Origin of the sequence: Planococcus sp. FY231025 (assembly GCF_052078085.1) — a bacterium.
Classification (GTDB): Bacteria; Bacillota; Bacilli; order Bacillales_A; family Planococcaceae; genus Planococcus.
Genome location: NZ_JBQJJG010000001.1, coordinates 419,275 through 431,124, shown reverse-complemented (window position 1 = coordinate 431,124; position 11,850 = coordinate 419,275). Strand labels below are relative to the sequence as shown.

The following is an 11,850-nucleotide window of genomic DNA, read 5'->3' as shown; positions in this document are numbered from 1 at the left end:
CCTGTCTTTTGTTTAAAATGTCAAAGGCAATGCAATATAAAATGCGCTCCCTTTGCCGACTTCGCTCTCTGCCCAGATCTCGCCTTTATGCGAGAGGATGATTTCTTTGGCAATGGCCAGCCCAAGCCCGCTCCCTTTATACTGCTCTGTTTTTTCCATTTTGAAGAAACGGTCGAAAATATGCGGCAGCACTTCCTGGTCGATGCCGCAGCCTGTGTCCTCGACTTTGATAATGACTTCCCCGTCGAATTCATCAAGGTCGAGCACCGCCCCTTCTGTACCGTTGGCGTAAACATCAGCGGATATTGTAATTTTGCCGTCTTCGGAAGAAGTATGCTTCACGGCATTCCATAATACATTGGAGAAGACCTGATCGATCCGGTCGATGTCGATGGACAACTTGAACTGTTCTTCAAGCGGATCCTCCCGCCCTTTCTGATGTTCGAATCTGCGTCCGCTTTGCGTCACATCGGCCTCCATACCGATTACCAGGCGGTTCAGCCATTGGGGCAGCTTCACTTCTTCAAAGCGCAGCGTCATATTGCCGGACTTGTATTTTGAAAGTTCCACAAGATCTTCTGTCAACCGCTCGAGCAGCAGCAGTTTATTGTGGATCATATCCAGATACCGCGGATTCTTCTCATCGATCAGACTTTCTTTCACTGCCTGGATATAACTGTGGATTAGCGTAATCGGCGTGCCGAGTTCATGCGAAATCGTGGACAGCATCTCATTCCGCGATTTCTCGATTTCCTGTATTTCATCGTTCACGGTCACCAGGTTCATATTGGTGATTTCGAGCGCCATCGTCCGCTCCTTGATATTCCGCTCCAGGAAATAGTTGACATTGGTGATTTCCTGCGTCAAGCTCCGCAGGTTCGCCAGCGTTTCCACCCGCAGCAGAAATTCTTCCTTGTCGCAGGGTTTGACGAGGTAATCGTTCGCCCCTGCAGTGAATGCACTCGATTTATGCTTCATGTCTTCTTCTTCTGACAGCATGAGGATCGGCAATTCGGTGAGCGTGAAATCCCTCCGTATGCTCCGGCACAATTCGTCGCCGGTCATGTCTGACAATGCCCATTCCAATATGACCAGATCGATCGGCTGTTCCGACAGGAGCTGGATGGCTTCCGCCCCTTCCGATACGCCAGTCACTTCATAGCCGTCCCGCATCAGCTGATAGGTCAGCATTTCCCGGTTTACATCGATATGGTCGACCACCAGGATGCGGATTTCCTTTTGGTCCCGCCGGCGCTCCGACAAGGATTCGCTCAACTGAGCGGCCGTCAGTTCTTCGATCTCCACCGTTTCCAGCGGCTCGGCCTCTTCAGCTTCTTCCTTCTTGTAAATCGGGAGCGTAAAGCTGAAAACGGAGCCCTCGCCCGGCTTGGATTCCACTTCCAGCCAACCGCCCTGCAGCTCCACCAGCCGCTTGGTGAGATTAAGGCCGATACCGGCTCCGCTAAGGCCGTCTTCCTGAATGCCGCTGGAACGGGACGGCTCGAAAAGGGTGGAAATCTTGGCTTCGTCTATGCCAATTCCCGTATCTCTTACGGAAATGCGGATTCCTTTGCCCGCCTTTTTGGCGGAAACCGTAATTTCACCTTTTTCAGTGAACTTAATCGAGTTGTCGATCAAGTTGAAAAGCACTTGCTGAACCCGGTTGGGATCGGCGATGGCTTCGGGCAGATCGTCCGGCATCTTCTGGTAGAGTGCTACTTCTTTATCTTTCAGAAGCGGCCGGCAGACGGCGATCACCGAATCCGCCAAGCCCCGCAGCTCCACCGGCTCAACATGGACGTCCAATGCATTCTGCTTCAATTTTGAATAATCCAGAATATCGTTGATCATATGTGCAAGTTTCTTGCCGTTTGCGACGATGGTGCCGAGTTGCTGGCTGACTCCTTGTGAATTTCTGCCGCTGACCGTTTCCTGCAGCGACTCAGCAATGCCGATCATGCCATACAGGGGCGTCCGCAGGCTATGAGATGTGATCGCCAGCATTTCGTCTTTCCGTTCATTGGCATGCTTGAGCGATTCCATCGCCAGCCTTTGCCGTTCTATGGCTTTCTTCTCCAGTTCCCGCTTCTCCAGTTTCTTGGCCGCTGCTTTATCCGCCAGGGCCAGGGCCGTCAAAAAGATTCCTAATCCTGCCGCCAGATACGCTCCGTGCCGCGAACGGTCTGTAAAAGGGATAAACCCGTTCAGCGATAGATAGGATAACAAGACTCCGAACAGCAGCAGAAATGATCCGATTGTATAATAGCGCGCATAGCGGATATCCATTTTCAGGCTCACCATCGATAATGCGAACACAACGGCTGATGAAACCAGCAGCAGGAGCGGCAGAAGATGCTTCACCGCTTCCATGGAGACAAGCAGGATGGCCAATAGCGGCAAATGGAACAAGATCAGCAACTGCAGCCCTTTTTTAATGCGCGGCAAATGCCGGCGTGTATCCAGGAAGTTTACGGTAAACAGCAAAAGGAAAATGCTGCTAAGTCCGATGAACAGCAGGATCGAGCGTTCATTCCACCAAACCAAATCCGGCCAGATGAACGTCAAAGTCAGACCGGCCAAGGAAGAAACGGTGGCTAGCAAAGCCATGGCCATCAATCCGAAATACAAATAGCCCAATTGTCGAAGCCGCGCAAACTGTACAAACTGGTAAGCTAGCAGAACTGCAAGCACCCCTGCGGCAAGGCCGATAAGTGCTGTGGTTGTCCGGGTGTTGGCTTCGAAAGCCTTTTCATCCCAGATTGCCAGCGGCAGCTGCATTGGTCCGTCGGTTTGCGCTCGCAAGTAGAAGGTCCGGCTGGCCCCTGCCGGCACATCCAAGGGAAAGACAAAATTGCGGTGATAATAGATACGCTCGGCAGCCGGAATATCAGAGCCGCTTTGTACCGCGGTATAGCTTCCATCCCCCTGCTGAGCATAAAGGGTCAAGCTGTCGAGCGTCGAAGCGGCTGCTTCAAGCAGCCACGTTTTTTCGGTTGATGTATTTTCTGCCTCAAAACGGATCCAGTAGACCTCTTCTGTATATCCGGCATTCAAGGTGCCGTCTACATTCGGCATGAACTGCATGGTCATAAGCGGCTGGGTGATTTCACCGATGTCCAAATCGCCGGCCTCATCGATAAAAATCGACATTCCGCTTCCGATTTCCATTTTTTCGGCTGTATCATCCAACTGGATCGCACGGCCGCTGTCTTCAAGATCGCCGACCTGTTTATCTCCGCTCATGAAAAATAATAAAACAATAAGGACAAACGCAATTTTTACCGCGTTGGAGAGATTCCGATAAAGTGGGGACATAATGGCACACCTCTATTTCTAAAATTCATCCGTATGTAAAAACATATTGTCCAAACCTAGCCTGAATGAAGGAAAAGCCGAAAATTATTTATTTGAATTATCAGATTTTATTGTCTAGCAGGATATATACCATAAGTAGCATAAGAACTTGTTAAAATAATACCATTTAACCGGTTAAAAGAAAAGAAAATTTAATCTGAAAATTCAATTAAAACTATTGACCTATCGAAACAAAGGGAATACTCTAATAAAAAGAAAAGCTAGGGTTCATTTGTCGCATGATTTATGATACAGGCTTAACGGCCATAAATGAGGTGAAGACGATGTTCCAGAGAAAAACAACCGATAAGACGAAAAAGAAACGTTCCTGGTTGAGTATATTCGTTAAATTGTCCATCCTTGCAGGAGCGCTATACCTGCTAGTCCTGTTCCCGAAAGCTACCAGTACGCTTGATGAAATCCACGAGCCGTTGGTCCGGGAAGCCTCTCCAAAACGCGAGGAAAAAATCGTCCTTGAGAACAAAGATCCCATTTCGGTCCTCCTCCTGGGCGTCGATGAGCGTGAGGACGACCGCGGCCGTTCCGATACGATGGTCGTACTGGCGATCAATCCCGAAAAAGAATCTACCAAGATGATCAGCATTCCCCGGGATACGTATACAGAAATTGTCGGCCTCGGCATGAGAGACAAGATTAATCATGCCTACGCCTTCGGCGGCATTGAAATGTCGCTTGCCTCAACAGAAAAGCTGTTGGACATACCGATCGATTACGTCGTCCAACTGAACATGGAAGGGTTTGAAGATATCGTGGATGCGCTCGACGGCATCAGCGTCGACAATGCTTTCGCCTTCGACGATTTTCCTGCAGGCGAAATTACACTGGACGGCAGCCAGGCGCTCGATTATGTCCGCATGCGGAAAAACGATCCAAACGGGGATTTCGGAAGGCAAAACCGCCAAAAGCAAGTCGTCAAAAGCATCATGGTCCAAGCAGTGTCTGCCACGACCTTGTTCAATTATCCGAAAATCTTTGATGCCCTCGGCGATAACGTCAAAACGAATATGGGATTCAATGAAATGATCGATGTCCAGAAAAATTACCGGAATGCGACCAAAGAAGTCGAACAGCTGAGCTTTGAGAACGGCTACGGTGAAACAATAGGCGGAATTTGGTATTACATGATGGACCAACAGGAGCTGGCCGAAGTGCAATCTGCAATGAAGGCTCATCTAGGGACAGAATAGAAAAAGCCCAGCCGCGTTTGCGGCTGGGCTTTCAGCTTGTTAAGAAAGATATAAAATGCTTGTCTCTTAACCGATATTCCGCAAAACAGCTTCGTAAACCCGTGTGCTCCTGCGCGCTTTGCGCTCGTCGCAAAGAGATGGCTCGAACTTCCTTAGAGCCATCTCTTTGCTTCGGGCAAGACTTACCCGAAGCCTGCGAGCGCAAGTCTTTGCGACGAGCTTGCGCAGGAGCAGCGCCCTTTCATGTTTCGAAGCTAGCGCAGCGATGCAGAAACAGTACGGTTTTCTCCGCTATTTTGCTCTATATCTCAGTTAGCACAGTTAAAACGGATAGAGTTATCGGCTTTTTAAGAACGAAATCAGCGCCGGCGCGTCCATGGGCTGGGCGAAGCTATGAGACGGGTGTTTTTCCCGGCTCATGGCGAAAGCCATGCCCAAAGCGGCCGAAGCGGGGTAAAATGTTTATTTCTTTTATCAACTAATCTAAAAAAGGTTTCTCGATATCCTAAAAGCCCAGCCGCGTTTGCGGCTGGGCTTTCTTTGTTATTCGCTTTCTCTTTTCGGTGCCAGTTCCACTGCCTGGCGAAGGGCTTCGACCAAGCTTTTTTCATCCGCTTTGCCGGTCCCGGCGATGTCGAATGCGGTTCCGTGGTCAACGCTCGTCCGGATGATCGGCAGGCCGACCGTGATATTGACTCCGGCTTCAAGGCCAAGCACTTTGACCGGCGCATGCCCCTGGTCATGGTACATGGCTACCACAATATCGAAATCCCCGCGGACTGTGCGGAAAAACAACGTGTCTGCCGGCAGCGGGCCTTGAACATCGATGCCTGCTTCCTGCGCTTTTTTCACTGCCGGAATGACTTTCTCCTCTTCTTCCCCATAGCCGAACAGTCCGTTTTCCCCTGCGTGCGGGTTGATGCCGCACACTGCAATCTTCGGATTTTTGATACCGGCTTTCGAAAGCGTGTCATGGGCCAGCTGGATCACGTGCAGCACGCGTTCCGGCGTAATCATATTGATCGCATCAATTATGCCGACATGCGTCGTGACATGGATGACCTTCAGGTTCGGAGCCGACAGCATCATGGAATAATCCTTCGTGCCTGTAAGCTCAGCTAAAATCTCGGTATGCCCCGGGTACAAGTGGCCGCCTTTTTGTAATGCCTCTTTGTTCAGCGGCGCTGTACAGATGGCATCAATTTTTTTGGAATTGGCTAAAGCAATGGCTTTTTCGAGATACCGGAATGCGGCATTGCCCGCTTCTGGCGATACTTCGCCCATCGGCAATGTGTCCGGCAAGAGGTTCATGTCCAGGCAGTCAATGGTATCCCGCTCAAATTTCGCTTCGCCCGGCTCGCTGATCCGGCGGATGGCTTTTGTGCTCCCTGTGAACCCTTTCGCCCGCTCAAGGATCGAAGCGTCACCGATGACGAACGAGCGGCTTGACTCGTGGACGCTGTCGTGTTCAAAACTCTTTAAAATGATTTCCGGGCCGACGCCTGCAGCGTCCCCCATTGTAATTCCGATGATCGGTTTAATTGCTTGCATGTATTCCCGCTCCTCTCAGATAATCGACTGCATTGGTTAGCGATTCGGCATTTCCGAATCCGCCCGCTTTCGTAATTGCCGGCATTTCTTTACCGTTCCATGCTACCATGCCCAACGGCAATCCTGCTTCCACTTCAAACCGCAGCTCCATATCATGGATGCCAAGTTCGCTGCAGATGTCTTTAGCCGTATCGCCGCCGGTCATGATCAGCGCATCGAAGGCGGCTGTTTCCAGCGCCTGACGTGCGAGTTTTCCGATGCCGGCAGAGATTGCTTGCCCAATTTGATTGGCAGTCCGGCCGTTCATTTCTGCCCAGGAAGCGGTTTTTCTGCGGTTTTCCTGGGACCCATCTACATAGACCACGGCGCAGTCAAATCCCTCCGTCCGGACTTTTTGTGAAACGCCTTCGAAAACTTCAGCTTCGCCTTCTAGTAAATCCAACGGATCCACTTCAATCATCAGGGTATTCGGGCGAAGTTTCAATGCTTCAAGCTGTTCACCCGTTTTCCCCGATAAACTGCCGGACAAGACAAGAACTTTTTCAAGCGGCCGTTCAAGAGCATTTTCTGTATTTTCTCTTTCATATTCCGTATATAAATGATTGATCATTCCGGCGGAACCTGCCCACCCGACCGCAGCATCCAGTTGTTTCGCCAGCTCGGAAAGCTTCCGGAAATCCCCTTCCTCGACCGTATCGCAGACAATCCATTGCACACCATCACGAAGCTGTTCATCAACCCATTGTTCAGGCTTCAAGCCGCGGAGTATTTCTTTGGTCAATACAGCCGTTTTGGAGCCGCCGTCTGCCAGCAGGTCCGGGATGTAGCTATGGAGCACGGGCGTTTTCGGGTCCTTTGCAAATTCCGTCTCTGCCACCGGCTTGCCGTTGACAAGCAGGACTCCGCCTTCGACAGTCCGCCCCATCGCAGGAAAAGCCGGCGCCAGGAAGATCAGGTCAAGCCCGGAAGCATCCTGCATGGCTTTCAATTCCGACGCGATCGAACCGCGCAGCGTTGAATCCACTTTTTTGTAAAATGATTGGATTCCACATCCGCTTAACCGGCTGATTTCCTGAAAAACCGCTTGATAAGCAGCTTGAGGACCCATTGCCCGGCTGTTGGTGTCAATGATCCAGACGTCGATATCCTGTTCCGGCAATCGGCTGTAGTCAATGGAATCCGTCAGCAGCACTTTTGATTTCAGGCCTTTTTGCGCGAGGCGCACACCCGTATCATTCGCTCCTGTAAAATCATCCGCAATGATGCCGATCTGCGTTGCCATCTTCTTCATTTCGTTACGCCCCTTTTTTGATAAGATCGCCGTTATCGAAGATAAAACCTTTCCGTTCCAGCCGTTTTACAAGAAACGCAATGTAAAGCGGCAAAAGAATCGCCGTCGTAACGGTAGAAGCGGCTACCTGGACTGTTGCAATATCAACCACTCCCGCAAAGCTGGCGCTTGCAGCTGCAATTGCTGCCGGCGTCGCTACCGCGTTTCCTGCCGTCGAGCCTTCAGCAGCCCCAACAATCGGGTTCCATTTCAGCGCTTTGAAAACCAGATAGCCGGCCGTACCGGTTACGAACACCGTGGCGAGCCCAAGAACGATTCCGCCCAATCCACCTTGGATGATAGCATTAAAGTCGATTCCCATGCCGAGTGCAAATGCGAAAAATGGAATCAGCATCGAACTGCCGGCATCCAGGAAAGAGCGCATGTCTTCATCCAAATTCCCGAGAATCATCCCGATCAGAATCGGCAAGAGTACAGCAATGAATGATACGGGTGAGAACAAGCCTTCCACAAAACCCATTGCCCCGAAAATTGTCAAAGCAACCATCGTCAGGAAAGGGCCGTCATTTAAGGCAAGCAGCGAATAAGCTGCCCGGTCTTCTTTGCTTCCGTATTGTCCGACAAGAGCGACGAACAATCCGCCGTTGCTGTTGGTCATCGCCGCTATGACAGCAATTGGTGCAATTCCGAGCCAAAGTCCGTTTTCACCTGCGAACATATAGGCCACCAGTCCGACCAATGCCCCGACCACCCATTTGGTCGTCAGAAGCGTCGCGCCTTTGGCAAGCGAAACGCCGAACGTTTTCACGTTGATCTGCGCACCTGTCACAAGCAGGAATAAAGCAATCAACGCATTTGCACTATCGACAAACAATGCTTGGGTGAACCCGCCGATGCGCAGCAAATCCGGAGCCAACGTATTGAGCGTTGCTGCCAGCAATAAAGGCACTACCATCATGCCGCCAGGAATCCGGTCTAAAGTCTTTTTGATTTTCATCTTCTTCGCCTCTTTTCTTCCGTTTTTCGCAGATTCTTACCAGAGAAACCGCTTTCATCTTTCACTTTAAGAATATTCGTTTTAAAAAGCAACAATTTTTTGTTTAATTTCATAGCCAGAATAAAAACAGTTTAATTTTGCAACACTTAAGTATAAAAAAGAACGCAAACTCATTCTTTGAGTTTGCGCCATAATGTCGCCCGGTTGATGCCCAGCCGTTTTGCTGCTTTTGTCTGATTGAAATCTTCTTCCTCCAAGATTTGTTCGATCAGCTTCCGTTCGATTTCTTTCAAGGTTTCATCCGCAGAAAATTGGAGGACCCCTTCTTGGACACCCGTTTCTTTACTGGAAGACAATTGCTGGAGTGTACGCTTTTCTATGACAAACCCCTTCTCAAGAAGAGCCAGTTGCCTGAGGTATTTCTTGAGCGAGGACAGGTTTTTCGCAGCCGGCGAGCGGATGATTTCCTCCATGGCATCTTGCCGGATTTTCACCGGCTGCGTCCCCAAGTCCAGATGAAACTCTGCCAAAAATTGATGGGAGATGGCTTCGATGTCTTCCCGTCGGTTCTCAAGACCCGGAAGCGGGAATATGGCTGCATCTCTAAATTCTTCCGTGTTGTTTATGTCTGCCACCAGTGAGGCGGCGGAAATGACAAGCTGGACCCTGCGGGAAGCGGCGATTCCAGCTAAATTTGAAAGCCGGTGGCCAGCATGGTCATGTGATGGGTCCACCTTGATAAAAAGCGTGGAAACGGGAAGCGAAAAAATTTCCTCAAGGAGGTTTTCCGCCTCGCTGAATTCGGCTGCCACAAAGAGGCCGGGCTTCCGGTGGTAACTATGCAGATAACGGGCGATCGACTTTTTGCCTGTACCGGCGTCGCCAATCAGAAAAACAGGGCGTTCCGCATTGGCTGGAGATTCAATCATCCCTTTGATTTTTTTCATTGATGGGCTCCTTGCAATCAGCGGAGGAATTTGGCTGATCTGTTCGATTTCTATAGTCGGTGTCTGCTGGAAAATTGCTTTGATTGGCTCAAAGAAGAACGCTACAGCTTTTCCGTCTCGGTCCTGCAAAGGTTCGGCCCGAACGCTCAAAGCCCCGCTTTCTTGGTGGACGATCTTGATGGTTGCCGCATCACTTCTTAATGCCTGGATGCGCAGGCTCTTCATATCTTCAGGAGACAATGGCATCTCTTCAAAAGAAGTCCATTTCTGCAGAAGAACCTGCCCTTCGTCATCCGCCACCAGGAAATCCGATTCCTGCCGGACAAGCAGCGCTTGAGTGATGCGAAGAAGCTTTTGGCTCGTAGCCAGTGATTTGAAGAGGCGGCGCGCTTCTTCAAAGGATTCCATAACGGATTCCCTTCCCGAATGAATGAGCATTCCATTCATGCCCAGTTGAGACGACACATCTACCGTGACCACGTCGCCCAGAATGCGGGTATAATTTTTGCGCTGCAATCCGAGCAGTGCCTCTTCCACTTCTTCCGCTTTATGGATTGTCACCACTTCCAATGGAATCTCGAGCAGATTGGCAATCGACGATGCACCGAGAGTAATATTCGGGAAACCGACCAATGCGATTTTGTCATCGGAGTGGCTGCTTGCCAGCATGATGGAGCGCAGCAAGTCGTACCCCGAAATGTGGATATCTACAACCGGCAAGCCAACAGATTCCCGGATCATCTTCGCGGTACCGCCTCGGCTGATGATGATGTCCGCTCCGTCTTTCTCCATCTGCCTAGCATAAGCGACACCGGTTTCCAGATTGCCGGTCCGTGCCGTTATTTTCAGATCCGGATTGCCGGACTCCAATTCTTTGATGACAGGCTCCATCGCTTTATACGGCGCAATAAAACCGAGATTGATCTTCCGCTTCACCGCAGATGCCCCCTTTTCCAATATCTTTTGCCATTATAACAATATTCCACGCATTGGTAATGAAAAATTCAGCATGCCGCAGCAGCCTTTCCTCATGCGCCCAACAGCTTTCCGCATGAAGTGGTTCCCCTGTCAACTTCCCCCTATTTTCGATATAATTTTCAAAAAGGGGTGATTCCATGTGCTTGATCAACTTCCAATTTGATGACCATCCGGAATACAAGCTTATCCTAGCTGCGAACCGGGACGAATTCTATTTGCGCCCGACCGAAACGGCGCATTTCTGGAAAGACCATCCCACCCTCCTGGCTGGGCGCGACCTGATGCAGATGGGAACTTGGCTGGGCGTTACAACGTCCGGAAGAATTGCAGCATTGACCAACTTCCGCGACCCGTCGGTGCCTGATGCTGACAAGATTTCTAGAGGCGCCCTCGTCCGGAATTTCCTGTCATCCGACATGGGCCCTCGCCAATTCCTGGAAAACCTGGTCCCAGAGGATTATGCCGGCTTCAATCTGTTGGCAGGCAATGCCGATCAATTATTTTATTATAATAATATGGATGCGAAAGTAGAGAAGGTCGAACCTGGCATCCACGGATTGAGCAACCATTTCCTGGACACCCCTTGGCCGAAAGTCGTCAAAGGGACGATGTATCTTGAGCGGTATCTCTCAGACAATCAGGAAATCCGGATAGAGGATCTGTTCGCTTTTCTGCAAGATGCTGACCAGGCCGAAGAAGGCAAATTGCCGGATACAGGTGTGGGAGCCCAATGGGAGAGAGTCCTTTCACCGATGTTCATCCGCACTCCTGAGTACGGTACGCGTTCTTCGACGGTCTTGCTTGTCGGCCACGACGGACATATCACTTTTGCCGAACGGGTATATGAAAAAGGCGAAGTAAAAGAGGAGAATGTTTTCGAATTCCAAATCGAAGCGGACAAATGACATTGCTAATCTGAACAGCAAAGGACCCGCGGCGTGAAGCAGTGCTTCACGCCGCAGGCCCTTATTTCAATACACTTCTTTCCGTTATTCAAACTCGACGCTGAGGCTCTGGAGCAGCCGCTTGTATTCCTCGTATTCTTTTTCCCATTCCTGTTTGCGCTCGATTTCCCGTCCGTCCAACAGGGCTTCGATGACGTCGAAACAGACATGCCATCCTGCAAGATCTTTTGCCGTCTGCTGCGTGATCTGCGGAAAGGATTCCATCATTTTCAGTTGGCTTCCGCTTTCTGCCTCTAGGATTTCAAAGCGGACTTCCCCTTCATCCCATTCGAATGCCAGCACACTGCCAGCTTCGAAATCAACAATATCCATCTTTTCAAATGTGCCATCGCCCATATCAAATGAAAGAAATCCCCCTTTTCGGAGTTCTTTCACTTCCAGCTCCGGAAACCATTGCTTGAGCTTGCCGTTTTCTGCAAGCATCGCCCAGACCGTTTCCGGGCTGTGGGCCATATTGCGGTTATAAGTAGCTGTATAGCCTTGTTCTGTTTGCACGATTTCCGCACGCATCGGATTGTCCCCTTTCTTGCTTTCAAGTAATTCCATTATACACGAATGC

The 11,850-nt window shown here is 50.3% G+C and carries 8 protein-coding genes; 2 read left to right on the top strand and 6 right to left on the bottom strand.

Annotation, left to right across the window (positions count from 1 at the left end):
• Nucleotides 1–12: 12 nt before the first annotated feature.
• Nucleotides 13–3,315 carry an ATP-binding protein gene (locus ACTL32_RS01910; RefSeq protein ID WP_441339896.1) on the bottom strand — a complete coding sequence of 1,101 codons (3,303 nt, stop codon included), beginning with the start codon at nt 3,313–3,315 and terminating at the stop codon, nt 13–15.
• Nucleotides 3,316–3,638: 323 nt separating this feature from the next.
• On the opposite strand from ACTL32_RS01910, the gene ACTL32_RS01905 reads away from it, so the two are divergent.
• A complete protein-coding gene (locus ACTL32_RS01905) occupies nt 3,639–4,562 on the top strand; it encodes an LCP family glycopolymer transferase (protein ID WP_441339895.1) in 924 nt (307 codons plus the stop codon).
• 543 nt (nt 4,563–5,105) lie between these two features.
• On the opposite strand, the gene pdxA is transcribed toward ACTL32_RS01905, so the two are convergent.
• The 4 genes from pdxA to ACTL32_RS01885 form a co-directional block, all read right to left on the bottom strand.
• The gene (gene pdxA, locus ACTL32_RS01900) at nt 5,106–6,113 is read right to left on the bottom strand and encodes a 4-hydroxythreonine-4-phosphate dehydrogenase PdxA (RefSeq protein WP_441339894.1); all 1,008 of its coding nucleotides are present in this window, start codon (nt 6,111–6,113) and stop codon (nt 5,106–5,108) included.
• Nucleotides 6,100–7,404 (bottom strand): four-carbon acid sugar kinase family protein, encoded by a 1,305-nt coding sequence (locus tag ACTL32_RS01895; protein WP_441339893.1) that lies wholly within the window; start codon nt 7,402–7,404, stop codon nt 6,100–6,102. Before ACTL32_RS01895 ends, pdxA begins: the two co-directional genes overlap by 14 nt.
• A 4-nt stretch (nt 7,405–7,408) precedes the next feature.
• On the bottom strand, nt 7,409–8,401 hold the full coding sequence (locus ACTL32_RS01890) for a 2-keto-3-deoxygluconate permease (protein WP_441339892.1): 993 nt from the start codon (nt 8,399–8,401) through the stop codon (nt 7,409–7,411).
• A gap of 170 nt (nt 8,402–8,571) precedes the next feature.
• Nucleotides 8,572–10,284 (bottom strand): PrpR N-terminal domain-containing protein, encoded by a 1,713-nt coding sequence (locus ACTL32_RS01885; protein ID WP_441339891.1) that lies wholly within the window; start codon nt 10,282–10,284, stop codon nt 8,572–8,574.
• 179 nt (nt 10,285–10,463) lie between these two features.
• Between ACTL32_RS01885 and ACTL32_RS01880 the strand changes: the two genes are divergently transcribed.
• Complete coding sequence (locus tag ACTL32_RS01880; protein ID WP_441339890.1) at nt 10,464–11,231, top strand: NRDE family protein; 768 nt, start codon at nt 10,464–10,466, stop codon at nt 11,229–11,231.
• Nucleotides 11,232–11,315: 84 nt separating this feature from the next.
• Here ACTL32_RS01880 and ACTL32_RS01875 read toward each other — a convergent pair whose 3' ends face one another.
• A complete protein-coding gene (locus ACTL32_RS01875) occupies nt 11,316–11,837 on the bottom strand; it encodes an SRPBCC family protein (protein ID WP_441339889.1) in 522 nt (173 codons plus the stop codon).
• Between the last annotated feature and the right edge of the window lie 13 nt (nt 11,838–11,850).